Genomic DNA, 25,681 nt, shown 5'->3' with positions numbered 1-25,681 from the left:
ACGTGACCACGCCCGCCACCGCCAGCCTTCTCCGCGTCGAGAAGGGCCACGCCGAGCCCGAGGAGCTGGCCGCCATCACCGCGGTCCTGCTCGCCCGCGCCGCCGCCACCCCCGCCGAGCCCGCCCACCGCGGCCGCTCGACGGCCGGCTGGCGCCGCCTGGAGCGCGAGAACGGCTTCCGCGCGCCGCACAGCTGGCGCTGACGCCGCCACGCCCACGGAGAGAGGGCCGGACCCCGGGGAGACCGGGGTCCGGCCCTCCTCCTTCTATTTGAGAAGCCCCTGGATCAGCACGATCAGACCCCAGATCACCGCGACCACGACACCGGCGGCCAGCGCGAAGATCGCACAGCCGAGCGCCATCTCGCCGTTGGTGGCGGGCTGGGGGGCGGTCTTCCCGGCCGGCTCGGGGGCGCCCTGCGCCTTCCCGTTCCCGTCCGAGTCCGGCTTCGGCCTCGGCTTCGACGGCGGGGCGGGACGGGGCTTCGGCTTCGACGCGGACGTCGGGGTGGGCTTGGTCCTCGGGGGAGGGGCGGAGGACCCGGACCCGGAAGCCGACGTGGCGGACGAGGTCGAGGCGGAGGCGGACGACGAGGTCGAGGCGGACGACGAGGCGGAGGCGGACGACGAGGCGGAGGAGGGCCGGGAGGCCGACGTGGAGCCGCCGGGCCGCTGGGCCGACGCCCTCGTCCCGGCCCGGCCGTCCACGAACGGGTCGGACTGCCCCGCCCCGACCCGAGCACACCACGGACAGTCGGACAGGTGCCCTCCGTAGTGGTGCTCCGGCACGGCCGCGCAGGTCACCACCGACTCGCGGGCCTCGTCCAGGGCCTGGAGCCACCGCGCCGACGAAGGCCGCCGGGCCGGATCCCTGAGTCCCGGCCCGAACGCCTCCCGGGCCAGCCGCAGCACCGCGGGCGGCTGCACCTCGGGCGGCAGCAGCCGGGCCGGGACGCGCACCCGGGCCGGCTCCACCAGGAAGGACGTGCCGGCCACGATGTTGTCCTTGCGGGTGGCCTCGGCGGAGCCGTTCAGCGGGGCCCCGTCGAAGGGGTGGTTGCCCGCGGTGAGCAGCTGGTAGACGAGGACGGCGAGCGCGAAGTCGTCCGAGTGCCGGGTGGCCTGCTCCCCGCGGTGCCGCTCCGGCGCCGCGTAGTCGTCGGTGAAGACGTCACAGCCGAAGAACTCGCCGGTCATGGTGTCCGTGAAGGCGAAGGAGTCGCAGTCCAGGAGCGTGACGTAGCCGCGCGGGTCGACGACGGCGTTCCGGTCGGACAGGTCGCCCACCACGAAACCGCGGTGGTGCAGCTCCGCGGTCATGTACGCGAGGTTGGCCGCGACCCCGAGCAGGAACTTCCAGTGCGCCCGCCCCTCGAAGCGGCGCAGCCGCACCTGCTTCTGGAGCACCCCGTTGAGCGGGGTCTGCACCGTGAGGTCCACGAGCGGCATCCCGTAGCCGATGGCCCGTCCGCCCGCCTCGATCAGCTGGACCGGCCACACCAGCATCGGCGGCTGTCCGGGGGCGAGCCGCTCGCCGGCCAGCGGGTCGGCCCGCAGCATCGCGGCGAGCCGGCGCAGCTGGGCGTCGTCGGGGGCCCGGTCGTAGATCTTGCCGGCGAGGTCGGAACGCTCCGCGAGCGCCCAGACGCTGCCCTGACCGCCGGTGCCGAGCGCCTTGCCCGTACGGCTGATCCGGGTGCCGTCGCCGAGGGTCAGGTCGAGGCCGTCCGCGAGGCCCGAGCCGTCGGTGGAGTCGTCAGTGGTCGTCATGTCGTATCGCCCACAGGAGAGTCTTGTCGTCCCCGGTCACACGGGTGATCTGGTCGGAGGCGAGGAAGTCCCCGAGCCGGCGCTCCTCCTCGTCGTGGTCGTAGTCGGACCGGCCGAGCCGGTCGAAGAGATGGCCGAGGAAGGCGTCGTGGGGCAGCGGCGGGCCGGCGGGCGCCCGCCGCAGCAGCGCCTGGGTCAGACCGTCCGTGGACAGCAGCACCCCGTCGATGGCGTCGTCGCGGACGCAGTCGACCCGGAGCCGGCCGAGGGCGGTGGTGGAGCCGAGGAAGACGGTCTCGTTCGCGTACTCGCTGCCGGTGTGCGCCCGCGGCAGCAGATGGTACGAGGGCGCCGCCGTGCCCCCGCCGGGGCCGGCGGTTCCGCTCGCGTACGGGCCGCTTTCCGCAGGCCCCGCCGGGCCGCCCCGCGGACCGCCGACCGGTACCGCCCGGACGAGCACGAGACCGTCGCCGACCGAGGCCTGCCCCAGCCAGCCTTCGGCGGCCACCACCACCGTCAGCGTGGTCGCGTACGGCCCCGGCGGGCCCTCGCACCAGCGCAGGAAGGAGGACCGGACCTCCCGGAACGCCTCGGTCATCCGCTCCCGGCACAGCCGTGCGCCGCCGATCCGCTGCCACGGCGCCGCCACCGGCGCGAACGCCTCCACCGCGAGCCGTACCGCCTCCCGCGCGCCCTCGCCGGACCGGGGCGCGCTGCCCGCCCCGTCCGCCACCGCGAGCACCAGACCGCCCGGGGTCTCCAGCCGGTCCCAGGCGTCCTGACAGGGCGTGTCGTCCTGGATGTGCCGGTAGCCCCGGGAGCTGATGTCGTGCACCCGCCACCGGGACGACGGCCGGTCCCGCCCCCTCACGCGGGGACCTGCCCACCGCCGCGCCGGCGCTTGAGCCGGGCGAAGATCTCCTGGAACTCGGCCTCGGCCGCGCCGCCCTGGGTGGCCCGGGCGCTGTGCGACATCGCCGTGAGCAGCTCGGCGAAGGGGAAGCCGTCCAGCCAGGCGTGGTAGTGCGGGGCGAGCTCCTTGAGCACCTCCTCCGCACCGGCGTGCCGCTCGCCCACCCCGACCGCGAAGAGCCGGAACCGCTGTTCCCGCTCCGCCTTGCGCAGCTCCGGCAGCAGCTCGCGGTAGGCGTGCGAGAACCGGCCCTGCTCGTCGCTGGGGGCGCCGTCGGTGACCACGCAGATCTGCGGGCGGTAGTAGGTGAGGCCCTCCGCGCGCAGCCCCGCCTTGTAGTCGGCGACGACCTCCATGGCCAGGTGCAGCGCCCGGTCCAGGAGCGTCACCCCGTGGGCGCGCAGCACCGGCGGACGGAACTCGTTGGCGGGCACGAACGGGCTGTGCGGCCACTTCGGCGCGACGGCGCCGAGCGGGGTGGCGCCCTGCCAGACGGTGATGCCCTCGACGCCCCCGAACGTGATCACGGCGACATCGACGGCGGCGCTCAGCGCCATGTCGTTGGCCAGGCTCTCCGCCCAGGAGGTGAGGGCGTCGTTGAGCGCGCCGATGGCGCCGCTCTGCGTCAGGGACGAGGAGGTGTCCAGACACAGCAGGAGCGGCAGGCGCTGGGCACTGTCGAACTCGAAGCCCATGTACGGCACGGGGAGCGGGGCTTCGTCGGGACTTGCGGTGGGGAACACGGCTACTCCGTGGAGCGAAGGACGGGGACGGGGGTCGCGCGGTGGTTCAGTGGAGCGGGCCGGCCAGGAGCAGCGGCGGGTCGAGGGCCGGATCGAGGGTGACGCGGACCAGGTCGCCGGGGCGGGGGTAGGCCGACGCGGGCCCCAGCCAGCGGGCCCGGCACAGGGCGCCCTCCCACTCCACGTATCCGTCGGGGCGCAGCCAGGTCGCGGCGCTGACGACGATCCGCTGCCCGGAGCCGAGGGCGAGGGTGTCGCCCTCGGCGGCCCGTGGGGGCGGGCCGGCCGGAGCGGTCGGTGCGGCCGTGGCCGGCAGGGCGGGGCGACGGGCCGCGGGGACGGCCCACGGCTCCGGCACCGTCGCCGCGCCTGGTCCCGCCCTGGTGCCCGCTCCCGGACCGGACCCCGGTCCCGGCTCCGTGTCGAGCCGCGACGCCGCCTCGGACCCGGCCCCCGGCCCGGTCCCCGGCGTCGCGCCGGGCGGGGTTCCGGCATCGGCCCCCGGCCCGGCCGCGCCGTCGGCCTCCGCCCGCGCCGCGGGGTCCGGCGGCGGCGTCGTGCGGTGCGGCAGCAGGGAGGCGGTCGCGTCGAGCACGTTGTTCAGGAGCGCGCGCGGGCCGGCCATGAGCCGCTCGACGTCGTCCCGCAGCAGCCGGGGCGGCGGACCGGAAGGGCTCCGGTACGGGTCCGGAGGAGCCGTGCCCTGCCCCTGCTCCTGCCCCTGACTCCCGTACGCCTGGCGGGGGTCGGGCTCCTGTCGCCCGGCCCGGCCCGGCCCGGGCGCCCGGCCCCCGGACTCCCACGGCCGGGCCGGGCGTTCACCCGCCCGCCGCTCGTCCGTCCGGCGTTCGGCGGCCCGGCGCTCCTCGGTCCGGCGTTCGGCGGCGCGGCGTTCTTCGATCCGTCGTTCCTCGTCCGTCCGGCGTTCGGCGGCCCGGCGTTCTTCGATCCGTCGTTCCTCAGCCCGGCGCTCTTCCGCCCTGCGGTCTTCCGCCCGGCGCTCTTCCGCCCGGCGACGGTCGGGCCGTTCGTGGTCGTCCGCGTGCCGGCGGGGGCCCGTGAGCCAGGAACCCGTGCTCGCCCACAGCACGACGAGCAGCGCCGCCATGGGCACCACCGCGACCGCCAGGACGACGGCTGCCGACTCCACGGCGTCAGTCCCGCGTGGCGAGGTCATCGTCGCTCCGCAGAACGAATCCCAGGTCATGGCACTCGCGCAGCAGCCGCACCGCCCGCTCGAGGAGCGTGTCCAGCGTCGCCGCGAACCCGGGGACGGACAGGTGCGAGACCAGGGGCAGCGCGAGGACCGCGGAGAGCAGGGGCTCGTCGCTGCGGGCGTCGCCGAGGACGGCGGCCGGGGTCACCTCGTGGGCGTTCCACGCGGTCGCGGCCGCGGCCGTCGGGGCCAGCCGGTCCGGCGGGACCAGCGTCCCGTCGGTGACGGCCACCACGAGCGAACCGGCCGCCGGGCTGATGTCCACGGTGAGACGGGTCCCGGACGGGCCCCCGGCCTTCGTCTGGAGGTACAGCGCGCCGTCCTCGCTGTGGACCTGCTCGCCGCGCCGCCGCGCCCAGGCGCGGACCAACGACTCCCAGCCCTCGCGCAGTTCGACCACGGGCTCAACGGGCATGTTGCAGAACCGCCTTCCTGATGAGGGGACGCGACATCCCCGAGGCGAGCAGTCGGGCCGCGACCGGCCGCAGGGCGCACCCCTCGCCGGCGGCCGGCGGCACCGGCACGTGGCAGTGGTGCGGTGGATCGGACACGGGGAGGGTGCGGGCCCGCGGGTCCCGGCCCGGCGCGGCGGGCGTCGCGGGCGAGCCGGGCGTGGCGGACAAGACCGGCGGGGCGGGCGCGTCGCGTGGTGCGGGCGGGGCGGGGGAGTCCTCGCGCGCGACCTCGTGGAGCGCCGCCATGATCGCCTCCGGCGCCGGGCGGTCGGCCGGCGCGGCCGACAGACAGGCGGCCACGACGTCCACGAGCGAGGGCGGGACTCCGGTCAGCCGGGGCGGCTCGCCCTGGTGGATCCGCAGGCTCGCGGGCAGTCCGTGGCCGTACGGCGGATGGCCGGTGGCCGCGAACACCAGGACGGCGCCGAGCGCGAACACGTCGACCGCGGGCGTCGGTTCGTCCCCCTGTAGCTGTTCGCGCGGCATGTAGCCGTGCGTGCCGAGGGGCGAACCGGGGATGGTCAGGCCGCGGGTCACACCGGCCGACCGGGCGATCCCGAAGTCGATGAGCCGGGGCTCCCCGCCCTCCAGGATGATGTTGGTGGGCTTGAGGTCCCGGTGGATCACCCCGTGGGCGTGCACGTCGGACAGCGCCTCCGCCAGCATCGCCCCCAGCTCCGCGACCCGCCGCTCGGGCAACGGCCCCCGGGCGCGGACGTGGGCGTCCAGGGTGGGCCCCTCCACGTACCGGGCGGCGAGCCAGAGCGGTGGCCGAACGGTCTCGGCCGCGTACACCGGCAGCGTGTACGGGCTGCGCACCCCGAGCAGGGCGTCGACCTCGCGGTTGAACCGCACCCGGATGTCGTGGTCGTCGGCCAGGTCCTTGCGGATCACCTTGACCGCGAGCCGGAGTCCGGCGGGCGTACGGCACAGGTAGACCTTGCCCATCCCGCCCCGGCCCAGCGTCTCCTCGATCGTGAAACGCCCGATCCGGCGCACACCGTCCGGTGCCCTCGACGTGCCCGACGCGTCCGGCCAGCCCATCCCCACCCCCCCGGGTCCGCGTACAACGTACTGGACGCGCCGCACCCGGCGGGCGGTTTCGCCGGGGACGGCGGCGGGGGCACGAGCCGGCGGCGGGGGGCCACAAGCCGAAGGCCGCGTTCCCCGGGACGGGGACGCGGCCTTCGGCGAACGCCGGGGACAACTACCGCAGGCGGGCCATGAGGGCGTGCTCGACGAGGGTGATGAGCGCGCTCTTGGCGTCCGCGCGGTGGCGGGCGTCGGTGGTGATGATGGGGGTGTCGGGACCGATCTGGAGGGCCTCGCGGACCTCGTCGGGGGTGTACGGCTGGTGGCCGTCGAAGCCGTTGAGGGCGATGACGAACGGCAGGCCCGAGTTCTCGAAGTAGTCGACCGCCGGGAAGCAGTCGGCGAGACGCCGGGTGTCGACCAGCACCACGGCGCCGATGGCACCGCGGACCAGGTCGTCCCACATGAACCAGAAGCGGTCCTGACCGGGCGTACCGAAGAGGTACAGGATCAGGTCCTGGTCCAGGGTGATGCGGCCGAAGTCCATGGCGACAGTCGTCGTCGTCTTGTCGCCCGTGTGGGTGAGGTCGTCGATGCCCGCGGACGCGGACGTCATCACGGCCTCGGTTCGCAGCGGGTTGATCTCGGAGACGGCGCCGACGAATGTGGTCTTGCCCACGCCGAAGCCACCCGCCACCACGATCTTCGCGCTGGTGGTTGAACGGGTCGCGCCGCCGCTAGAGCTTGCGAAGTCCACTGAGCACCCTTTCGAGCAGTGTCACGTCTGGCTGACCGCCGGCGGCCTCGTCGCCGCCGGGCTGGTGGATGGCGACAAGTCCGGCCTCGGCCAGGTCGGCGACGAGAATCCGGGCAACGCCGAGGGGGATGGAGAGAAGTGCCGAGATCTCCGCGACCGACTTGATCTCGAAGCACAGCCGGCAGATCCGCTGGTGCTCGGGCAACTGCCCCTGCAGCCGGGCCGGATCGGCCGTCGTACTGACCAGCGCCTCGATGGCGAGCTGGTAACGCGGCCGGGTCCGGCCGCCGGTCATCGCGTACGGGCGCACGAGCGGGTTGTGCCCGCCCGAGGCGCCCTGACCGCCCGCTCTGCGGCCCGGCGCGGCGGACGCGCTCGGGCTGCCGGCGGCCGGGTGCTGAGGCTGCGGCTGCTGCTGATAGGGCTGCTGGGTGCCCTGTCTGCTCGGGGCGGAGGGAAAGTTGAAGCGGTTCTGCGCGGTGTCGCCCAGCGGCGCCTGATGCCCGTCGAAACCGTTGTAAGGGCTTCCGCCCGGGGGTGTGCCCACGTCTTCGTCTCCTCCTCCGACTGCCTCGCGGCCCCATGTCCCTTGGAACCGCGCCACCGCACCCTACGGTGCGGTGGCGAGAAACGCACCGTCTGTCTGTTAGTTGAGAAGACTTCCCTGCAGTTCCGCCCGCAGGTCGGGGGTCAGGACGCTTCCCGCGCGGTCGACGAGCAGTGCCATCTCGTAGCCCACGAGACCGATGTCGGACTCGGGGTGGGCGAGCACGGCCAGCGAGGAGCCGTCCGAGATCGACATGATGAAGAGGAAGCCGCGCTCCATCTCCACGACGGTCTGGTTGACCGCACCGCCCTCGAAGATCCGGGACGCGCCCGCGGTCAGCGAGGTCAGCCCGGACGCGACCGCCGCCAGCTGGTCGGCGCGGTCCCGGGGGAACCCCTCGGACATCGCCAGCAGGAGGCCGTCGGCGGAGACCACCACCGTGTGGGACACCCCGGGGGTGTTGTCCACGAAGTTGGTGATCAACCAGTTCAGATTCTGCGCCGCCTGGCTCATCGCGCTCACACTAACGCTCCTGGTTGTAGGTGTTGCCCGGGCCGAGGCCCGATCCGTTCGTGTCCGTACCCCCGCTGCGCCCCTGCTGGACTCCGCGGCGCAGGTTGCTCAACCTGCCCCGCACGTCCTCCGGTGCGCGGGAGACCTGTGGGCCGCCCTGCGGGGTCTGCTCCGCGGCCCCTTCGACCAGGTTGGCCTTGGGGACCCGTCGGGGAAGACCGGAGGGGGTGACCCCGCCCGCCTTCGGGTCGCGGAGCTTCTCGGCCCGGGACCAGCGCTCGTCGTTGGCGGAGCGCCAGTCCCCGGTGCCGTCGGCTTCGTTTCCGGCCGGACCCGCGGACTGGGCCGGCGGCGCGGACTGCGGCGCCTGCGGGGTCTGCGGCGCCTGCGGGGCGACGCTGCCGCGGCGCGGCAGACCGGCGTCGGTCAGCGCGTGGCCGGCGTCCGGGGAGGGACTCGGCGTGGCACCCGGACGGTCGAAGCCTACGCGGTCACGGTCCTGTTCGGGAGCGGCCTGGGCAGATTCCGATTCGGTCCCGAACTGCTGCGCGTAGCCGTCGCCGTAGCCGGTCTGCTGCTGCCAGTCCCCCTGGTGGGGCTGGGGTTCGTAGCCGTTCTGGTATCCGCCGTGGCCGCTCGCGCCGGCGTCGTACGAGGCTTCCGCATATGCCTGCTCGCGGTAGCCGTCGGCGGGCTGCTCGTACTGCTCGTACCCCTGCTGCGGGAAGCCGTAGGCGTCCTGGCCCTGCGGGTAGTCCTGCCCGTAGTCCTGGGCGTACTCCTGCGGGTACTCGGCGGACTGCTCCGCGCCGTACTCCTGCTGGTGCTCCTGCGGTACGTACGTCTGCTGCCCGGAGGCGTCCGTCTCGTCCCCGTACAGCGGGCGGTCGTCGCCGTGCTGCACCTGGGCCCCGAGGGCCGCCCGGCGCTCCTCGCGCATCAGGGAGCGGTTCACCGGGTCCAGCTGGCGGTCGTCGGCCGGCTGCTCGTAGCGCGAGTCGTCGAAGCCGAGCTCGGCCGCGGTCCGCATCGGCTGCGCCTGCGGCTCGAAGGCGTGCTGTGCCTGCTGCGGGATGATCTGCGAGACGGTGAAGTCGTCCTGCACCGGCTGCTCGCCGCCACCGCCGTGCGTGATCGCGTCCGGCAGCATGACCAGCGAGGTCGTGCCGGCCTGCTCGCCCGAGGGGCGCAGCTGGACCCGGATGCCGTGCCGGTCGGCGAGGCGGCCGACCACGAACAGGCCCATGCGCTGCGAGACGGCGGCGTCCACGGTCGGCGGGTTGGCCAGCTTGTGGTTGATGTCCGCGAAGTCCTCGGCGGTCAGGCCGATGCCCTTGTCGTGGATCTCGACCATGACGCGGCCGTCGGGCAGGCGGGTCGCGGTGACCCGGACCTTGGTCTGCGGGGAGGAGAACGTGGTGGCGTTCTCCAGGAGCTCGGCGAGCAGGTGCACGAGGTCGGTCACGGCCTGGCCGTGGATCTCGGCGTCCGGGACGCCGGCCAGCTCGATGCGCTCGTACTGCTCCACCTCGGAGGAGGCGGCGCGCATGACGTCGACCAGCGGGACCGGCTGGTCCCAGCGGCGGCCGGGCTCCTCGCCGGCGAGGACGAGGAGGTTCTCGCCGTTGCGGCGCATACGGGTCGCCAGGTGGTCCAGCTTGAAGAGGTTCTCCAGCTGGTCCGGGTCGGCCTCGTTGTTCTCCAGGTCGGTGATGAGGGTCAGCTGGCCCTCGATGAGCGACTGGTTGCGGCGCGAGAGGTTGGTGAAGATCGCGTTGACGTTGCCGCGGAGCATGGCCTGCTCGGCGGCGAGCCGGACGGCCTCGCGGTGCACCTGGTCGAAGGCGCGGGCGACCTCGCCGATCTCGTCCTGGGAGTCGATCGGGATGGGCTGCACGCGGGTGTCGACCCGGCCCGGCTCGGTGCGGGAGAGCTGGTCGACCAGCATCGGCAGGCGCTGCTCGGCGATGGAGAAGGCCGCGGTGCGCAGCTCGCTCATCGAGCGGCTCATCTGGCGGGCCATCATGCCGGCCAGGATGAAGGCGGCGAGCAGGGCGATCACGACGATGCCGCCGTTGACCCAGGCGTCGGTCTGGGCGTCGCCGGCGATGTCGGCGGCCTCGGTCACGGCCTTGTCGACGAGCTCCTTCTCGACCTCGGTGTAGCCGTCGAACTTGGCGGTGGCGATGGCCATCCAGGTCTCGGCGGTGATGCCCTGCTGCTTGAGGTCCGCGAGCGCGTCGGCGTCCTTCGCGGAGCCGATCAGCTGGGCCGCGCCGCCGTAGACGGAGCCGGAGGCGTCCTTGGGCAGTTCGACGCCGGCCGCGGCCATCTTCCGGGAGCCCTCGGTGGCCTTGGCCGCCATGACCTTCTTCAGCCGCTCCACGTCGGCCTCGGTGCCACCCGACTGGTACTCGCCGAGGGCGATCTGCTCCAGGTAGTTGTACGAGTTGAACGCAACCGACTGCTGCGCGAAGACGTCGTCCTTCTTGGAGGGACGGACCAGCAGCTGGGTGCCGATCGACCGCTGCAGGGACTCGGCGGCCTTCGCGAGCTGGATCGCGTAGACCGTACGGCCGTAGCTGGTGATGTTGCCGGTGCCCAGACCGAGCTCGTTGGAGAACTCCATCAGGTAGTGCTGGACCTCGGTGTAGCCGCGCTGGGTGTTCACCGGGTCGAGCGCCCGGGTGTAGGCGACCTTGCGCAGCTCCGTGAGCTTGGGCTCGGCGCTGCGGAACAGGCCGAGGCGGCGCTCCAGGCCCTGTCCGCTCGGCAGGTTCTTGGCCGCCTCGTCGAACTTCAGCTTGGCGGCGTCGGTGGCGGCGTACGCCTGGGTGACCTCGTCGGTCTCCCGGTCGCCGGCGTTCTTGGCCTTGAGCAGCGGGATGGCGGTCAGGTCACGCTCGTTGAGCAGCGCCTGGCTGTACTCCGAGGCGGCGCGCACGATGAGCGCCGTCTTCTCGGCGTCCTTCGCCTCCTGCCAGGTGTCGATGGCGGTCTTCACCTGGAAGCCGCCCATGACCAGGCCGACGAGCACGGGTATGAGGAGGATCGCGTTCAGCCTGGTGGGCACGCGCCAGTTGCGCGGGGACAGCTTGCTGGAGCTGCCCTTGCGGCTCGGGGCCGGGGGCGTCACGGGCTCGTCCACGGGCGTGAACCCCGGGCGGGACGGCGGCGTGAAGTTGCCCCGCGCCTGCTGCTCTGCGGAGCTTTCCTTGCTTCGCCTCACTCGACCAACAACCTCTCGGCGTCGGCACCTACGTTGTGCCGGTGTTTCGTTCAGGGCCGTACTACTCGGGAGTTCATGAATTGCAGCACGTGAAGGGGGTCCCTTCCAAACAGTGCGGAGCAGCCGGTTTTTCTGGCTCCGACCCGAGATAAAACGGGCATAAAGAGCGAGCCCCGCCAAAAAGCGGGGCTCATGTGAGCGCAGCGGCACCGATCGGATGCGTCGGGTGTCCGAGGCGCCCCAATTCTCTGTCGAAATGTTATGAACCCCGGGGCGGTCGTGTCGAAGGACACAGACCGCCCCCAAAACCTCTACGACAACTGCCGTATATCGACTTCTACTTGATGTGTACTACTTCAGACGCGCCATGAGGGCGTGCTCGACGAGGGTGATGAGCGCGCTCTTGGCGTCCGCGCGGTGACGGGCATCCGTCGTGATGATCGGGGTGTCGGGACCGATCTGGAGGGCCTCACGGACCTCGTCGGGCGCGTACGGCTGGTGGCCGTCGAAACCGTTCAGGGCGATCACGAAAGGAAGGCCCGAGTTCTCGAAGTAGTCGACCGCCGGGAAGCAGTCGGCGAGACGCCGGGTGTCGACCAGCACGACGGCGCCGATGGCACCGCGGACCAGGTCGTCCCACATGAACCAGAAGCGGTCCTGACCGGGCGTACCGAACAGGTACAGGATCAGGTCCTGGTCCAGGGTGATGCGGCCGAAGTCCATGGCCACCGTGGTGGTGGTCTTGCCCCCGGTGTGCGTCAGGTCGTCGATGCCCGCCGAAGCCGCCGTCATCACGGCCTCGGTCCGCAGCGGATTGATCTCGGAGACCGCGCCGACGAACGTGGTCTTGCCCACGCCGAAGCCGCCGGCCACCACGATCTTCGCGCTGGTGGTCGAACGACTCTGCGGAACGGAGCCGCCGCTAGAGCTTGCGAAGTCCACTGAGCACCCTTTCGAGCAGTGTCACGTCCGGCGTGCCGCCGGCCTCTCCGTTGCCCGGCTGGTGGATGGCCACCATGCCCGCCTCGGCCAGGTCGGCCACGAGGATGCGGGCGACGCCGAGCGGCATCGACAGGAGCGCCGACACCTCCGCCACCGACTTCACCTCACGGCACAGGTGGCAGATCCGCTGGTGCTCGGGAAGCAGGGTGGCCAGGTGCGCGGGGTCGGCCGTGGTGCTGACCAGCGCCTCGATGGCGAGCTGGTAGCGCGGCCGGGTCCGGCCGCCGGTCATCGCGTACGGACGGACCAGCGGCTGGTCGCCCTCAGGTCCGTACGGGTCGTCTATCGAGGCGCCGTACGGATCGTGAGAGGCGGGGGGCGGGGTCATGAATCCTCCGGGCGTGACGGCAGAGGCCTCTGCCGTCTGATGGGGCCGGTGGGGGGCCGGGTGGGGCGGCCGGACGGTGAACGGTACGGGGCGGTGCGGAGGGGCGCACCGCCCTGCGGCGTGTCGTTTCGGGTACGGACGTGAGGAGCCGGACTAGTGGAGCAGGCTGCCCTGGAGCTCCGCCCGCAGATCCGGGGTGAGCACGGAGCCCGCCCGGTCCACGAGGAGCGCCATCTCGTAGCCCACGAGGCCGATGTCGCACTCCGGGTGGGCGAGCACGGCCAGCGAGGAACCGTCCGAGACGGACATCAGGAAGAGGAAACCGCGCTCCATCTCCACGACGGTCTGGGCGACGGGCCCGCCCTCGAAGATCCGGGACGCCCCCGCGGTCAGCGAGGTCAGCCCGGACGCGACCGCCGCCAGCTGGTCGGCACGGTCACGGGGGAACCCTTCGGACATGGCAAGGAGCAGTCCGTCGGCGGAGACCACCACCGTGTGGGACACCCCGGGGGTGTTGTCCACGAAGTTGGTGATCAACCAGTTCAGGTTCTGCGCCGCCTGGCTCATCGCGCTCAACTATCGCTCCTGCTGCTGGGTCGGGCCGAGAGGGAAGGAACCCGTGGTGGAGTTGCCCGCCTGCCGGCCCTGCTGGATACCGCGGCGCAGATTGGTGAGCCGGCCGCGGACGTCGTCGGGTGCGCGGGAGACCTGGGGGCCGGCCGTGTGGGCCTGCTCCTGGGCTGTCCCGGGCACGAGGTTGGCCCGCGGCACGCGCCGCGGAAGCCCCGAGGTGGTGACACCGCCGGCCGCGGGCTTGCGCACCCGCTCGGCCTGGCGCACCAGCTCGTCGTTGGGAGAGGTCCGCCAGGCGGCCCCGCCGTTGGTGTTCTGCCGCCCCGCCTCGGGCTGCTGCGGGACAGCCGCCCCCGGCCGCTGCGCGGCGTCCGTTCCGGGTCGCTGCCCGACCACGGGGGACTGCATCGTCCGCTCGGCCTCCGGCACGCCCCGCGACGGGTCCTGCCGCGGCGCCGGGGACTGGGGCGCCGCCGGGGCGGGCGTCTGGCCCTGGCCCTGCTCCTGGCGGAACCAGTTGGTCTCCAGCGTGTCGTACAGCGGCGTGCGGCCGTCACCGGCACCCGCCGGCGGCAGGGCCTCCGGCTGACGCGGCTGCTGGAGCTGCGGCTGACGGGGCTGCTGCTGCGGCTCGCCGGCCGCGTGCCGGCGCGAAGGCTGCTGCGGGGCCTGCTGCTGCGGGGCCTGCTGGGGCGCCTGGGCCTGCGGCACGAACGGCTGGTGGCCGTACGCCTGCTGCTGCGGAGCCTGCTGCGGGGCGTGCTGCGCCTGCTGGGGCGCCCCGAAGTCCGGCCGCGGGAACTGCGCGGTGGACGCCGGGTCCTGCGCGCCGCCCTGGTAGCCCTGCGGGGCCTGCTGCGGCGCCCCGAAGTCCGGGCGGGCGAACTGGCCCGTGGAACCGGGACCCTGCGGCTGCGCGTGACGGCCCTGGTTCTCCGGCTCCTCGTGACCGCGCGGCGCGTCCAGCGGCGTCATGTCCTGCTGCGGCCTGCGGACCGGCTGCGCCTGGTCGTTGCTGCCCCAGCTGGCGGCCTGCGGCCGCTGCGGGTGCTGCGGCTGCGGGTTGCCGCCGGGCAGCTCCGCGCGCGGGAAGCCGTTCTGGGCCGGGCGCGGCTCCTGCGGTGCCGGGGCCTGCGGGCCCTGGCCGCCGTTCAGGCCGTTCTGGCCGTTCCGGTCGGTGTTCTGAGCGTTGCCGCGGGCGTTGCCCTGGCCGCCCCAGACGTCCGTGCGGGACGGGATCGCGCTCTGCGCGCCGCCCACGAGGCCGCCGGGCGCGCCGAGGCCGGGACGCGCCCCCCGGTCCTGCGGAACGGGCGGCAGCTGCGCGGTCTGCGGTCCCTGGGCCTGGGCCGGAGCCGGGGTCTGCGGCCGCTCCTGGAACAGGTTCGGGCCGCCGGGGGCCTGACCGCCCTGGCCCTGCGGGCCGTTCGCGGCACCGTCCCGGCCGGGCAGCGCCGTACGGGCCGCACCGGCGCCGAGCCGGCCGCCGGGCGCGGACGGGGCACCGCCCGGACGACCGCCGGGGGCACCCGGACCGCCGGCCGCACCGGGACCGCCGGCGAGGCCGGCCGGGGCCGGACCGCCCTGGCCGCCGGGACCGGCCTTCGGCACGGGCTTCTTGCCGCCGTGGGCGACGTCGACCGGGAGCATGACGAGCGCGGTGGTGCCGCCCGAGTCGGACGGGCGCAGCTGGATCCGGATGCCGTGCCGCAGGGACAGGCGGCCGACCACGAACAGACCCATGCGGCGGGAGACGGAGACGTCCACGGTGGGCGGCGAGGCGAGCCGCTCGTTGATCGCGGCGAGGTCCTCGGGGGACAGGCCGATGCCGGTGTCGTGGATCTCGACCAGCACCCGGCCGTCCGGCAGGGCGTGACCGGTGACGCGGACCTTGGTCTGCGGCGAGGAGAACGACGTGGCGTTCTCCAGCAGCTCGGCGAGCAGGTGGACGAGGTCGTTGACGACCCGGCCGGCGACCTCGGTCGCGGGGACCGCGGCCAGCTCGATGCGCTCGTACTGCTCCACCTCGGAGGCGGCGGCGCGCAGGACGTCGACCAGCGGGACCGGGCGGGTCCAGCGGCGGCCGGGCTCCTCGCCCGCGAGGACGAGGAGGTTCTCGCCGTTGCGGCGCATGCGGGTCGCGAGGTGGTCGAGCTTGAACAGCGAGGACAGCTGGTCCGGGTCGGCCTCGCGGGACTCGAGCTCGGAGATCAGCGAGAGCTGGCGCTGGATGAGGCCCTGGGAACGGCGCGAGAGGTTGGTGAACATCGCGTTGACGTTGCCCCGGAGGAGGGCCTGCTCGGCGGCGAGGCGGACCGCCTCGCGGTGCACGTCGTCGAAGGCCGCGGCCACCTGGCCGATCTCGTCGCGGGAGTGCACACCGACCGACTCGACGGAGGTGTCCACGTCCTGCGGGTCGGACTCGGAGAGCTGCTTGACCAGCTCGGGCAGGCGTTCCTGGGCGACCTTGGTGGCGGTGTCCTGGAGCCGGCGCAGCGACCGGATCATGGACCGGGCCACGACGAAGGCGCCGACGAGCGAGACGCCGAGGACGAGGAGGATCAAGGCACCGTTGATGATGGCGTCGCGCTGCGACTCCTGCCGCAGCTCACGGGCCTTGGTCTCCATCTCGCCGAGCAGCGTCGCCTCGATGGTGTTCATGGCACGCATCTTGGTGTCGTACTCGTCGGTGAAGTTCAGGTAACCGCGCTTGACGTCGGGCAGGCCGCGGTCGGACTTCAGCATCCGCTGCGCGTAGTTGTCGGCGGCCTCGATCGAGGGGTTGCCGTTGGTCAGCGAGGCGGTGAGCTCCTCGGCGTCGCCGCCGGTCGACTCGTAGATCGCCTTGAAGGACTTGAACTCGACGGCCTCACTGGTGAGCGCGGCGTCGCCGTAGAGGCGGTCGCCCTGCTCGATCCGGGCGGCCCGGCTGTCGTTCGGGGGCAGCGAGGCGGCGATGATCGCCTGCTGGATGGAGGCGTACTCCTTGGCGGACGAGAACGCGGCGAGCGCCCGGGTCCGCTTGATCATCTCCGGGTTGCTGGTGGCCTGCGCCATGTCCTGGGACAGGCTGAGCAGGGAGCGGATCAGCCGGCTGTACGCCTCGACCGTCACCGAGTGGGCGACGTTCTTCTTGTACGCCTCGCCGCGGATGCCGTGCAGCTGGCTGACCTGGGAGGCGATCTGGTTGACGTTCTGCCGGATGCTGCGCAGCGACTCGTCGTCCTCGGTCGCCGGGATCGCGTTGGTGGCCTCCAGGAAGGCCTTGTAGGCGCGGTCCGTCTTCTTGCGCGGGGTGTCGACCTGGTAGTCGCCGGGCGACTTGCCGTTGGCGAGCGGACCGGCGGAGTGGTCGCGCTCCTCCTGGAGTGCCTCGGCGAACTTGGTGGCTTCCTTGGTCAGCTCGGTGAGCAGCTGCATGTGATCCAGCTGCTCCATGTCCTGCAAGGACTCGTTGATGCGGATGCCACCGAGGCTGGTCGCCGCGACCACCGGAAGGGTCAGCAGGGCGACCAGACGGGTGGAGATGCGCCAGTTGCGCAGGGCTATTCGGGGCCCGACCTGGTTCTCGGACTGGAGCCGGGGCAGGGGGGCCTGCTCGGCGACGGCGTCCGCGGCGGTGGTGCGCGCGGCACCGTCGGAGCCGTCGCCCTTCCCCGGCTTCTGGGGGTGCGGGGCCGGGGAACCGTGCTGGGTCCCGGCACGCGGCTCCTGCTCCGCCGGAGCTTCCCCTCGGCCCTTGCGGGCCTGGGAAGAGCCCGTGCCATCCCTCTTGAAACGTCCCTGCACTAGCGTCGCAACCTCTGGACCAGGCGTCCCTCCGCGTGAACGGAGAGGACGGTGTCGGCGTGTGGGACGCGGTGCGTCCCCGTGGTGGTCGTCGGTGACCGGCGCAGATCCCCCTATCCCCGCCACTCGGCCGGCGCTGCGTTGCGCCCCCTGCGCGCCGGCTTGAAACCCGCGGCGGTGCGTGGAATTCCAGCACAGTGCCGGATCTCCAACAAGGTCCGCCGGGCGTGGCGCGAAGGGCATGACAACGCGTGAACGGCGAGTCACCCCACGTAGAACATGATCACGGAGGAATCGGGCGTATCACCCTGAAGGGGTGGACGGCGGGGGGTGTCCCAGTCGCGATGATCAGGAGCGGAATGGCGCGTTCAGTGGCGGAATGCCCGTTTCGGTCACCCCTCATGGCAGTGCGTAATGCCCGGTTTGTTCCCGCTGGGGTGAGCAAACTCACACGTAGTTCGTTGAATCCGCCATGCATTCGAAGGGAATTGCATGTTTAGCCTGACGCTTTACAGAATGGGAACCCCGTCCACCGCGCCCGCGTGGGCGCGCCCCCACCGCAGACAAGGGTCCGACACGCGATGAAGACGACGTCCGTACTCCGCACCACGGCCAACCCCCGCCGCGCCACGCTCGCCCACCTGGAGGACGCCGCGCAGCTGAGCCGGGGCGCCCGGCCCGAGTACGCCGTCGAGCTCCCCGGCCGGACCGCCAACCCCCGCCGCACCATCCTGATGACCGCGCCCGAGCCGTACCGCCCCGCCGAGTAATCCGGCGATCGGGCCTCCTTGCCGCGTTAGCCTGGAGCGTCAGACTCCAGCCAGCAGCAAGTGAGGGGCCACAGCACTCGTGCGCATCGCCAGATTCTCCATCGACGGCAACGTCGCCTTCGGCGCGGTCGAGGGGGAGGGGACCGTCGAGTCCGGCGGCCTGGTCCTCGACATCATCAAGGGCATCCCGTACACCGACTTCGAGCTCAGCGGCACCAAGGTCCCGCTGAGCAAGGTCCGGCTCCTGCCGCCCGTCCTGCCCAACAAGGTCGTGGCCATCGGCCGCAACTACGCGGAGCACGCCAAGGAGCTCGGCAACGAGGTCCCCGAGGTCCCCGTGACCTTCCTCAAGCCGACCACCTCCGTCATCGGCCCCGGCGACGCCATCGAGTACCCCTCCTTCTCCCGCGAGCTGCACCACGAGGCGGAACTGGCCGTGGTCATCGGCCGCATGTGCCGCGAGGTGCCGCGCGAGCGGGTCAAGGACGTCGTCTTCGGCTACACCTGCGCCAACGACGTCACCGCCCGCGACGTCCAGAAGCGCGAGGCCCAGTGGGCCCGCGCCAAGGGCTTCGACACCTCGTGCCCGCTGGGCCCCTGGGTGGAGACCGACCTCGACCCCGCCGACCTCACGATCCAGTGCACGGTCAACGGCGAACAGCGCCAGCTCGGTCGTACGAGCGACATGACCCGCTCCATCGAGGACCTGGTCGTCCACATCTCCGAGGCCATGACGCTGCTCCCCGGCGACGTCATCCTCACCGGCACCCCCGCCGGGGTCGGCCCCCTCAACGTCGGCGACGAGGTCGCCGTCACCATCGAAGGCATCGGCACTCTCACCAACAGGGTGATCAAGCGTGGCTAACGCGAACGTCCGCGTACGTTTCTGTCCCTCCCCGACCGGCAACCCCCACGTGGGCCTGGTCCGCACCGCCCTCTTCAACTGGGCCTTCGCCCGGCACAACCAGGGCACCATGGTCTTCCGCATCGAGGACACCGACGCGGCCCGCGACTCCGAGGAGTCGTACGAGCAGCTGCTCGACTCGCTGCGCTGGCTGGGCCTCGACTGGGACGAGGGCCCCGAGGTCGGCGGCCCGCACGCCCCCTACCGCCAGTCGCAGCGGATGGACATCTACCGGGACGTCGCCGACAAGCTGCTGGCCGGCGGCTACGCGTACCACTGCTACTGCACCACCACCGAGCTGGACGAGCGCCGCGACGCCGCCCGCGCCGCCGGCCGGCCCTCCGGCTACGACGGCCACTGCCGCGAGCTCACCGCCGAGCAGGTCGAGGTCTACCGGGCCGAGGGCCGCGACGCCATCGTCCGCTTCCGGATGCCGGACGAGCCGATCACCTTCACCGACCTGGTCCGCGGCGAGCTCACCTTCACCCCCGACAACGTCCCGGACTACGGCATCGTGCGCGCCAACGGCGCCCCGCTGTACACCCTGGTCAACCCGGTCGACGACGCCCTGATGGAGATCACCCACGTCCTGCGCGGCGAGGACCTGCTCTCCTCCACCCCGCGCCAGATCGCGCTCTACAAGGCGCTGATCGAGCTGGGCATCGCCAAGGAGATCCCGGCCTTCGGCCACCTGCCCTACGTGATGGGCGAGGGCAACAAGAAGCTGTCCAAGCGCGACCCGCAGTCCTCGCTCAACCTCTACCGGGAGCGCGGCTTCCTCCCCGAGGGCCTGCTGAACTACCTCTCCCTGCTCGGCTGGTCCTTCTCCGCCGACCAGGACATCTTCACCGTCCCCGAGATGGTCGAGAAGTTCGACATCGCGGACGTCAACGCCAACCCGGCCCGCTTCGACCTCAAGAAGGCCGAGTCGATCAACGCGGACCACATCCGGATGCTGGACGTGAAGGACTTCGCCGCGGCCTGCGAGCCCTGGCTGAAGGCCCCGCACGCCAACTGGGCCCCGGAGGACTTCGACCAGGCCGCCTGGGAGGCCATCGCGCCGCACGCCCAGACCCGCCTGACCGTCCTGTCCGACATCACGGCCAACGTCGACTTCCTCTTCCTGAAGGAGCCGGTCTTCGACCAGCCCTCGTGGGACAAGGCGATGAAGGGCGAGCCCGCCGCCCTCCTCACCACCGCCCGCGAGAAGCTCGTGGACGCCGACTGGAGCGACCCCGAGTCCCTCAAGGCCGCCGTCCTCGCCGCCGGCGAGGCCCACGGCCTCAAGCTCGGCAAGGCCCAGGCCCCGGTCCGCGTCGCCGTCACCGGCCGCACGGTCGGCCTGCCGCTGTTCGAGTCGCTGGAGATCCTGGGCAAGGAGAGGACCCTCGCCCGCATCGACGCGGCCCTGGCGAAGCTCGCCGGCTGACCCTTGCGCGTACGCCCCCGGGGGCGGCGGCCACGACGGCCGCCGCCCCCGCGGCGTACCCCGGCCGAAGTCCCCGGGGGGGGTATCCCTCGGCATCCGGGCCGTCGACACCGGGAAACCCCGACCGGCCGCCGGCCCCGGCGGTACGGTCGTTCCATGGCCATCCGCGCGGTGCTCTGGGACATCGACGACACGATCTTCGACTACGCGAGCGCCGACCGCGCCGGCATGCGCGCCCATCTCGCGGCCGAGGGGCTGCTCGGCGGCTACGCCTCCGTGGAGGAGGCCCTGCTGCGCTGGAAGGAGCTCACCGAGCTGCACTGGCGGCGCTTCGAGGCCGAGGGCGGCGACTTCCTCGACCAGCGGCGCGACCGGGTCCGCGACTTCCTCGGCGCGCCCGAGCTGACCGCCGCCGAGGCCGACGACTGGTTCGAGCGGTACGTGGTCCACTACGAGGCCGCCTGGGAGCTCTTCCCGGACACCCTGCCCGTGCTCGACCTGCTCGCCGCGGACTACCGCCACGGGGTGCTGTCGAACTCCAGCATCCGCAACCAGGACCGCAAGCTGCGCGTGCTCGGCGTACGGGACCGGTTCGAGGCGGTCGTGTGCGCCGCGGAGCTCGGCGTGGCCAAGCCGGCCGCCGCGGCCTTCCACGCGGCCTGCGCGGCCCTGGGGCTGCCGCCGGAGCAGGTGGCGTACGTGGGGGACCAGCCGGAGACCGACGCCCTCGGGGCGGCACGGGCGGGCCTGACGGGCATCTGGCTGGACCGTGCCGGCACGGGCGGCAGACCGGGTCTGACCAGGATCACCGGCCTCCACCAGCTGCCCGGAGTGCTGCGCGGGGATACCCGTTTTGGAGCACCGGACACCTTCGGGTAATGTTCTTCCTGCGCCGAGGGGAGCGGGCCGAAAGGCCGGAAAGCCCCGAAAGCGCAAGCCAGAGCAAGATCCCCCTACGGAGGGATCACGCCCCGGTGGCCTATGGTGTAATTGGCAGCACGACTGATTCTGGTTCAGTTAGTCTTGGTTCGAGTCCAGGTAGGCCAGCTCGCAGAGCTCATCTGCAACCGTGGATAATGATCCACAAAGCCCCCGTTGTGTAGCGGCCTAGCACGCTGCCCTCTCAAGGCAGTAGCGCCGGTTCGAATCCGGTCGGGGGTACAGATCCATCCTGCGGATCACCAGGGTCGCACCCGGTGAACACGCGGTGACATCATCCGGCGCTCAGGCGCCGGATGGGATCGCTAGGGCCCCCGTTGTGTAGCGGCCTAGCACGCCGCCCTCTCAAGGCGGTAGCGCCGGTTCGAATCCGGTCGGGGGTACCAACTGGTCTAAACCACCAGTGGCCTATGGTGTAATTGGCAGCACGACTGATTCTGGTTCAGTTAGTCTTGGTTCGAGTCCAGGTAGGCCAGCGGATCTTCCAGATCTTGCCCCCGTTGTGTAGCGGCCTAGCACGCCGCCCTCTCAAGGCGGTAGCGCCGGTTCGAATCCGGTCGGGGGTACCAAACGAAGAAGCCCTTCCCTTCGGGGGAGGGCTTCTTCGCTGTCTGCCGTCGTGGGTACAACTCCGGCCCACCGCTGCGGCGTTGGAGCGGTGGGCCGGAGTCACACAGGTGAAGAGGGGAAGCGGATCAGCCGTTGCGGCGCAGGGCCTCGGTCAGGCGGGCGGCCGCGTCGATGACCGCCTGGGCGTGCATGCGGCCCGGGTGGCGGGTCAGGCGCTCGATGGGGCCCGAGACCGACACGGCGGCCACCACGCGGTTCGAGGGGCCGCGCACGGGCGCCGAGACGGACGCCACGCCGGGCTCCCGCTCGCCGATCGACTGGGCCCAGCCGCGGCGCCGTACGCCAGACAGGGCCGTCGCCGTGAAACGGGCGCCCTGCAGGCCGCGGTGGAGCCGCTCGGGCTCCTCCCAGGCCATGAGGATCTGCGCGGACGAGCCGGCCTTCATGGTCAGCGTGGAGCCGACCGGGACGGTGTCCCGCAGTCCGGACAGCCGCTCGGCCGCCGCCACGCAGATCCGCATGTCGCCCTGGCGCCGGTAGAGCTGCGCGCTCTCCCCGGTCACGTCGCGCAGATGCGTCAGCACCGGCCCGGCGGTCGCGAGCAGACGGTCCTCACCGGCCGCGGCGGCGAGCTCCGCCAGGCGCGGTCCGAGGATGAACCGGCCCTGCATGTCGCGGGCCACCATCCGGTGGTGTTCCAGTGCCACGGCGAGTCGGTGTGCCGTGGGTCGTGCGAGTCCCGTCGCCGCGACCAGACCTGCGAGGGTGGCCGGACCGGACTCCAGGGCGCTCAGGACAAGGGCTGCCTTGTCGAGAACGCCTACGCCGCTAGAGTTGTCCATGCAACGATATTCACGTCTCACTCTGTGAAACGCAAGTTCAATTTTCCGAGGAACCCGTCACTCTGGTGGGGCGGCCGCACAACGGCCCGCGAAACGGGTCTCTAGCAGTGCCGGCGCAGCCGCCGGCCGGAGGGAAAGCGATGGGTAGGACACTCGCGGAGAAGGTCTGGGACGACCACGTCGTCCGGCGCGCCGAAGGCGAGCCCGACCTCCTCTTCATCGATCTGCACCTGCTGCACGAGGTGACCAGCCCGCAGGCCTTCGACGGGCTGCGTCTCAGCGGCCGGCAGGTGCGGCGCCTCGACCTCACCATCGCCACCGAGGACCACAACACCCCGACCCTCGACATCGACAAGCCCATCGCGGACCCCGTCTCCCGCGCCCAGCTGGAGACCCTGCGCAAGAACTGCGCCGAGTTCGGCGTGCGGCTGCACCCGCTGGGCGACGTCGAGCAGGGCGTCGTCCACGTCGTGGGACCGCAGCTGGGCCTGACCCAGCCCGGCATGACCGTGGTCTGCGGCGACTCGCACACCTCCACGCACGGCGCGTTCGGAGCCCTCGCGTTCGGCATCGGCACCAGCCAGGTCGAGCACGTGCTCGCCACCCAGACCCTGCCCATGGCCCGCCCGAAGACCATGGCGATCACCGTCGACGGCGAGCTGCCGGCCGACGTCACCGCCAAGGACCTGATCCTGGCGATCATCGCCAAGATCGGCACCGGCGGCGGCCAGGGCTACGTCCTGGAGTACCGGGGCTCCGCCATCGACAAGCTCTCGATGGAGGCCCGGATGACCATCTGCAACATGTCGATCGAGGCCGGCGCCCGCGCGGGCATGATCGCCCCCGACGAGACCACCTTCGCCTACCTCGAGGGCCGCGCCCACGCCCCCGAGGGCGAGGACTGGGACGCCGCCGTCGCGTACTGGAAGACGCTGAAGAGCGACGAGGACGCCGTCTTCGACGCCGAGGTCGTCATCGACGCCGCCTCGCTGGCGCCGTTCGTCACCTGGGGCACCAATCCGGGCCAGGGCGCGCCGCTTTCGGGACAGGTCCCCGACCCCGCTTCGTACGAAGACCCTTCGGAGCGCCTGGCCGCCGAAAACGCCCTGAAGTACATGGGGTTGACCGCCGGACAGCCGCTGCGCGACATCAAGGTCGACACCGTCTTCGTAGGCTCCTGCACCAACGGCCGCATCGAGGACCTGCGCAACGCCGCCGCCCTCCTGGAGGGCCGCAAGGTCGCCGACGGCGTCCGCATGCTGGTCGTCCCCGGCTCGGTCCGGGTCGCCCTGCAGGCCGTCGAGGAGGGCCTGGACAAGGTCTTCAAGGAGGCCGGCGCCGAATGGCGGCACGCGGGCTGCTCGATGTGTCTGGGCATGAACCCCGACCAACTGGCCCCCGGTGAGCGTTCCGCGTCCACCTCCAACCGCAACTTCGAGGGCCGGCAGGGCAAGGGCGGCCGCACCCACCTGGTCTCCCCCCAGGTCGCCGCCGCCACCGCCGTCCTGGGCCACCTGGCCTCCCCGGCCGATCTGTCCGACGTCGCCACCACCGCGGGGGTCTGAGGAACCATGGAAGCTTTCACCACCCACACCGGCCGCGCCGTTCCGCTGCGCCGCAGCAACGTCGACACCGACCAGATCATCCCGGCGCACTGGCTCAAGAAGGTCACCCGCGACGGTTTCGAGGACGGCCTGTTCGAGGCCTGGCGCAAGGACCCCGAGTTCGTCCTCAACCGCCCCGAGCGGCAGGGGGCCACGGTCCTGGTCGCCGGCCCCGACTTCGGCACCGGCTCCTCCCGTGAGCACGCCGTCTGGGCCCTGCAGAACTACGGCTTCAAGACCGTCATCTCCTCCCGCTTCGCCGACATCTTCCGCGGCAACTCGCTGAAGAACGGCCTGCTGACCGTCGTCCTGCCGCAGGCCACGGTCGACGCCCTGTGGGAGCTGACCGAGGCCGACCCCACCGCCGAGGTGACCGTCGACCTGGAGGCCCGCAAGGTCCTCGCCGCCGGGATCGACGCCGACTTCGAGCTGGACGAGAACGCCCGCTGGCGGCTCCTGAACGGACTGGACGACATCAGCCTCACCCTTCAGAACGAAGCGGACATCGCCGCCTACGAGGCCGCCCGCCCGTCCTTCAAGCCCCGTACAATTACCGCCTGAGCAGCGCTTTTCCAGTACTGCGCCCTCCACCGTCCGGTGGGGGGCGCAGTCGCTTGTTGAGACCCCGTCGGGCGACAACTCGCCCTAGATGGCACAATCGGTGCATGGAACGCGACAGCCAACTCGAGCTCTACGAGGCAGTCGCCGCCCGATTGAAGGAAGCGCACACCAGGGTGCGCGCACTGCAAGTCCCGGAGGGCGTAAGGATGGCGCTGTCCCGGAAGCTGCTGGTCGTCACGGCCGCGGCGAAGCACGATCTCGCGGACGCGGCAACGCGTCTGGACCGGTTGATGAAGGACCTCGACGAGGGCCGATTCCCTGAAGACGACTGACACCAGGAACTCCGCAACGGCACTTCCGCGTTGCGGCACTAGGGTGATTAGCCCGTTTCGTGTTTGATTTGCGGTATATACATGCCTAACGTGCGAAAAAGCTTGAACACTTTCGTTCCGGCAATGTCTCCGAAGGGGAAGACGTGAACAAGGCGCAGCTCGTAGAAGCGATTGCCGACAAGATGGGCGGTCGCCAGCAGGCCGCCGACGCCGTCGACCACGTGCTCGACGCCATCGTGCGTGCCGTGGTCGGCGGGGACCGGGTCTCGGTCACCGGCTTCGGCTCGTTCGAGAAGGTCGACCGTCCGGCCCGCTACGCCCGCAACCCGCAGACGGGCGAGCGGGTCCGGGTCAAGAAGACCTCCGTTCCGCGCTTCCGTGCGGGTCAGGGCTTCAAGGACCTGGTCAGCGGTTCGAAGAAGCTCCCCAAGGGAGGCGAGGTCTCCGTCAAGAAGGCGCCCAAGGGCAGCCTCTCCGGTGGCGCCTCCGCGACCGTGAAGAAGGCCGCGGCCAAGAAGGCCACCACCGCGAAGAAGGCGGCCGCCGCGAAGAAGGCGACCCCGGCCAAGAAGACCACCACGGCCGCAGCGAAGAAGGCGACCCCGGCCAAGAAGACCAGCACGGCCGCCGCCAAGAAGGCCACTCCGGCCAAGAAGACCAGCACGGCCGCCGCCAAGAAGGCCACTCCGGCCAAGAAGACCACCACCGCCGCGGCCAAGAAGACCACCGCCAAGAAGACCGCGCCGGCGAAGAAGGCCACCGCGAAGAAGGCGCCCGCCAAGAAGACGACGGCGCGCAAGACCACCGCGAAGAAGACCGCCGCGAAGTAGCGACGGCAGTACGCGACGGCAGTACTCACACGCC

Annotated in this window: 24 protein-coding genes and 5 tRNA genes; 14 read left to right on the top strand and 15 right to left on the bottom strand. The window is 72.0% G+C overall.

The window, feature by feature from the left end:
- Positions 1 to 2 precede the first annotated feature (2 nt).
- Entirely contained in the window at positions 3 to 203 is a 201-nt protein-coding gene (locus ABD954_RS09405) for an acyl-CoA carboxylase subunit epsilon (protein WP_345485421.1), read from the top strand.
- 63 nt (positions 204 to 266) lie between these two features.
- On the opposite strand, the gene ABD954_RS09400 is transcribed toward ABD954_RS09405, so the two are convergent.
- From ABD954_RS09400 to ABD954_RS09335, 14 genes are all read right to left on the bottom strand, one after another.
- Positions 267 to 1,769 (bottom strand): protein kinase, encoded by a 1,503-nt coding sequence (locus tag ABD954_RS09400; RefSeq protein WP_345485420.1) that lies wholly within the window; start codon positions 1,767 to 1,769, stop codon positions 267 to 269.
- Positions 1,756 to 2,604: a PP2C family serine/threonine-protein phosphatase gene (locus ABD954_RS09395; RefSeq protein ID WP_345485418.1), complete on the bottom strand. Its 849-nt coding sequence runs from the start codon at positions 2,602 to 2,604 to the stop codon at positions 1,756 to 1,758. The genes ABD954_RS09400 and ABD954_RS09395 overlap by 14 nt, the downstream gene beginning before the upstream one ends.
- A gap of 32 nt (positions 2,605 to 2,636) precedes the next feature.
- The gene (locus tag ABD954_RS09390) at positions 2,637 to 3,425 is read right to left on the bottom strand and encodes a vWA domain-containing protein (protein ID WP_345485417.1); all 789 of its coding nucleotides are present in this window, start codon (positions 3,423 to 3,425) and stop codon (positions 2,637 to 2,639) included.
- Positions 3,426 to 3,471: 46 nt separating this feature from the next.
- Positions 3,472 to 4,575 (bottom strand): hypothetical protein, encoded by a 1,104-nt coding sequence (locus ABD954_RS09385; protein WP_345485415.1) that lies wholly within the window; start codon positions 4,573 to 4,575, stop codon positions 3,472 to 3,474.
- Positions 4,576 to 4,579: 4 nt separating this feature from the next.
- Positions 4,580 to 5,056 (bottom strand): hypothetical protein, encoded by a 477-nt coding sequence (locus ABD954_RS09380; RefSeq protein WP_345485413.1) that lies wholly within the window; start codon positions 5,054 to 5,056, stop codon positions 4,580 to 4,582.
- Positions 5,046 to 6,140 (bottom strand): serine/threonine-protein kinase, encoded by a 1,095-nt coding sequence (locus tag ABD954_RS09375; RefSeq protein ID WP_345485412.1) that lies wholly within the window; start codon positions 6,138 to 6,140, stop codon positions 5,046 to 5,048. The genes ABD954_RS09380 and ABD954_RS09375 overlap by 11 nt, the downstream gene beginning before the upstream one ends.
- A 163-nt stretch (positions 6,141 to 6,303) precedes the next feature.
- Complete coding sequence (locus tag ABD954_RS09370) at positions 6,304 to 6,885, bottom strand: GTP-binding protein (protein ID WP_071269896.1); 582 nt, start codon at positions 6,883 to 6,885, stop codon at positions 6,304 to 6,306.
- On the bottom strand, positions 6,866 to 7,432 hold the full coding sequence (locus tag ABD954_RS09365) for a DUF742 domain-containing protein (protein WP_345485411.1): 567 nt from the start codon (positions 7,430 to 7,432) through the stop codon (positions 6,866 to 6,868). The genes ABD954_RS09370 and ABD954_RS09365 overlap by 20 nt, the downstream gene beginning before the upstream one ends.
- A 99-nt stretch (positions 7,433 to 7,531) precedes the next feature.
- Complete coding sequence (locus ABD954_RS09360) at positions 7,532 to 7,945, bottom strand: roadblock/LC7 domain-containing protein (RefSeq protein ID WP_128978734.1); 414 nt, start codon at positions 7,943 to 7,945, stop codon at positions 7,532 to 7,534.
- 10 nt (positions 7,946 to 7,955) lie between these two features.
- A complete protein-coding gene (locus ABD954_RS09355; RefSeq protein ID WP_345485410.1) occupies positions 7,956 to 11,174 on the bottom strand; it encodes a sensor histidine kinase in 3,219 nt (1,072 codons plus the stop codon).
- Positions 11,175 to 11,525: 351 nt separating this feature from the next.
- Positions 11,526 to 12,116, bottom strand: a complete 591-nt coding sequence (locus ABD954_RS09350; RefSeq protein ID WP_345485409.1) for a GTP-binding protein — start codon at positions 12,114 to 12,116, stop codon at positions 11,526 to 11,528.
- Positions 12,097 to 12,504 carry a DUF742 domain-containing protein gene (locus ABD954_RS09345; RefSeq protein ID WP_345485408.1) on the bottom strand — a complete coding sequence of 136 codons (408 nt, stop codon included), beginning with the start codon at positions 12,502 to 12,504 and terminating at the stop codon, positions 12,097 to 12,099. Before ABD954_RS09345 ends, ABD954_RS09350 begins: the two co-directional genes overlap by 20 nt.
- A 153-nt stretch (positions 12,505 to 12,657) precedes the next feature.
- Positions 12,658 to 13,071, bottom strand: coding sequence for a roadblock/LC7 domain-containing protein (locus ABD954_RS09340; protein ID WP_030496942.1), 414 nt, complete (start codon positions 13,069 to 13,071; stop codon positions 12,658 to 12,660).
- A gap of 9 nt (positions 13,072 to 13,080) precedes the next feature.
- A complete protein-coding gene (locus ABD954_RS09335; RefSeq protein ID WP_345485407.1) occupies positions 13,081 to 16,866 on the bottom strand; it encodes a sensor histidine kinase in 3,786 nt (1,261 codons plus the stop codon).
- Between the two features lie 581 nt (positions 16,867 to 17,447).
- Here ABD954_RS09335 and ABD954_RS09330 point away from each other — a divergent pair.
- The 9 genes from ABD954_RS09330 (at position 17,448) to ABD954_RS09290 (ending at position 21,477) form a co-directional block, all read left to right on the top strand.
- Positions 17,448 to 17,636 carry a hypothetical protein gene (locus tag ABD954_RS09330; RefSeq protein ID WP_345485406.1) on the top strand — a complete coding sequence of 63 codons (189 nt, stop codon included), beginning with the start codon at positions 17,448 to 17,450 and terminating at the stop codon, positions 17,634 to 17,636.
- A gap of 79 nt (positions 17,637 to 17,715) precedes the next feature.
- A complete protein-coding gene (locus ABD954_RS09325; protein WP_345485405.1) occupies positions 17,716 to 18,501 on the top strand; it encodes a fumarylacetoacetate hydrolase family protein in 786 nt (261 codons plus the stop codon).
- Positions 18,494 to 19,969 (top strand): glutamate--tRNA ligase, encoded by a 1,476-nt coding sequence (gene gltX, locus ABD954_RS09320; RefSeq protein WP_345485404.1) that lies wholly within the window; start codon positions 18,494 to 18,496, stop codon positions 19,967 to 19,969. The genes ABD954_RS09325 and gltX overlap by 8 nt, the downstream gene beginning before the upstream one ends.
- Positions 19,970 to 20,125: 156 nt before the next feature.
- Positions 20,126 to 20,848: an HAD family hydrolase gene (locus ABD954_RS09315; RefSeq protein WP_345485403.1), complete on the top strand. Its 723-nt coding sequence runs from the start codon at positions 20,126 to 20,128 to the stop codon at positions 20,846 to 20,848.
- Positions 20,849 to 20,944: 96 nt separating this feature from the next.
- Positions 20,945 to 21,016 (top strand) — tRNA-Gln (locus ABD954_RS09310).
- 41 nt (positions 21,017 to 21,057) lie between these two features.
- Positions 21,058 to 21,130 (top strand) — tRNA-Glu (locus ABD954_RS09305).
- A gap of 88 nt (positions 21,131 to 21,218) precedes the next feature.
- A tRNA-Glu gene (locus ABD954_RS09300) sits at positions 21,219 to 21,294 on the top strand.
- An 18-nt stretch (positions 21,295 to 21,312) separates the two neighbouring features.
- Positions 21,313 to 21,384: transfer RNA gene (locus ABD954_RS09295), tRNA-Gln, on the top strand.
- A gap of 17 nt (positions 21,385 to 21,401) precedes the next feature.
- Positions 21,402 to 21,477: transfer RNA gene (locus tag ABD954_RS09290), tRNA-Glu, on the top strand.
- A 126-nt stretch (positions 21,478 to 21,603) separates the two neighbouring features.
- Here the strand turns inward: ABD954_RS09290 and ndgR are convergent.
- Positions 21,604 to 22,320 carry an IclR family transcriptional regulator NdgR gene (gene ndgR / locus ABD954_RS09285; protein WP_128977462.1) on the bottom strand — a complete coding sequence of 239 codons (717 nt, stop codon included), beginning with the start codon at positions 22,318 to 22,320 and terminating at the stop codon, positions 21,604 to 21,606.
- 140 nt (positions 22,321 to 22,460) lie between these two features.
- Here ndgR and leuC point away from each other — a divergent pair, with 140 nt between their 5' ends.
- The 4 genes from leuC (at position 22,461) to ABD954_RS09265 (ending at position 25,647) form a co-directional block, all read left to right on the top strand.
- Positions 22,461 to 23,885 carry a 3-isopropylmalate dehydratase large subunit gene (gene leuC / locus ABD954_RS09280; protein WP_345485402.1) on the top strand — a complete coding sequence of 475 codons (1,425 nt, stop codon included), beginning with the start codon at positions 22,461 to 22,463 and terminating at the stop codon, positions 23,883 to 23,885.
- Between the two features lie 6 nt (positions 23,886 to 23,891).
- On the top strand, positions 23,892 to 24,485 hold the full coding sequence (gene leuD / locus ABD954_RS09275) for a 3-isopropylmalate dehydratase small subunit (protein WP_345485401.1): 594 nt from the start codon (positions 23,892 to 23,894) through the stop codon (positions 24,483 to 24,485).
- A 104-nt stretch (positions 24,486 to 24,589) separates the two neighbouring features.
- Positions 24,590 to 24,817 carry an SCO5555 family protein gene (locus tag ABD954_RS09270; RefSeq protein WP_031013922.1) on the top strand — a complete coding sequence of 76 codons (228 nt, stop codon included), beginning with the start codon at positions 24,590 to 24,592 and terminating at the stop codon, positions 24,815 to 24,817.
- A gap of 143 nt (positions 24,818 to 24,960) precedes the next feature.
- Positions 24,961 to 25,647 carry an HU family DNA-binding protein gene (locus tag ABD954_RS09265; RefSeq protein ID WP_345485400.1) on the top strand — a complete coding sequence of 229 codons (687 nt, stop codon included), beginning with the start codon at positions 24,961 to 24,963 and terminating at the stop codon, positions 25,645 to 25,647.
- Positions 25,648 to 25,681: the final 34 nt, after the last annotated feature.

Source organism: Streptomyces roseoviridis (genome assembly GCF_039535235.1).
GTDB lineage: Bacteria > Actinomycetota > Actinomycetes > Streptomycetales > Streptomycetaceae > Streptomyces > Streptomyces roseoviridis.
This window is presented reverse-complemented; position numbering and strand designations above follow the sequence as displayed.

Bases quoted from the DNA above. Each gene is read 5' to 3' on its own strand.
- ABD954_RS09400 (WP_345485420.1), bottom strand. From the start codon at position 1,769: ATGACGACCACTGACGACTCCACCGACGGCTCGGGCCTCGCGGACGGC.
- ABD954_RS09380 (WP_345485413.1), bottom strand. From the start codon at position 5,056: ATGCCCGTTGAGCCCGTGGTCGAACTGCGCGAGGGCTGGGAGTCGTTG.
- ABD954_RS09375 (WP_345485412.1), bottom strand. From the start codon at position 6,140: ATGGGCTGGCCGGACGCGTCGGGCACGTCGAGGGCACCGGACGGTGTG.
- ABD954_RS09360 (WP_128978734.1), bottom strand. From the start codon at position 7,945: ATGAGCCAGGCGGCGCAGAATCTGAACTGGTTGATCACCAACTTCGTG.
- ABD954_RS09345 (WP_345485408.1), bottom strand. From the start codon at position 12,504: ATGACCCCGCCCCCCGCCTCTCACGATCCGTACGGCGCCTCGATAGAC.
- ABD954_RS09340 (WP_030496942.1), bottom strand. From the start codon at position 13,071: ATGAGCCAGGCGGCGCAGAACCTGAACTGGTTGATCACCAACTTCGTG.
- ABD954_RS09330 (WP_345485406.1), top strand. From the start codon at position 17,448: ATGAAGACGACGTCCGTACTCCGCACCACGGCCAACCCCCGCCGCGCC.
- ABD954_RS09315 (WP_345485403.1), top strand. From the start codon at position 20,126: ATGGCCATCCGCGCGGTGCTCTGGGACATCGACGACACGATCTTCGAC.
- ndgR (WP_128977462.1), bottom strand. From the start codon at position 22,320: ATGGACAACTCTAGCGGCGTAGGCGTTCTCGACAAGGCAGCCCTTGTC.
- leuC (WP_345485402.1), top strand. From the start codon at position 22,461: ATGGGTAGGACACTCGCGGAGAAGGTCTGGGACGACCACGTCGTCCGG.
- leuD (WP_345485401.1), top strand. From the start codon at position 23,892: ATGGAAGCTTTCACCACCCACACCGGCCGCGCCGTTCCGCTGCGCCGC.
- ABD954_RS09270 (WP_031013922.1), top strand. From the start codon at position 24,590: ATGGAACGCGACAGCCAACTCGAGCTCTACGAGGCAGTCGCCGCCCGA.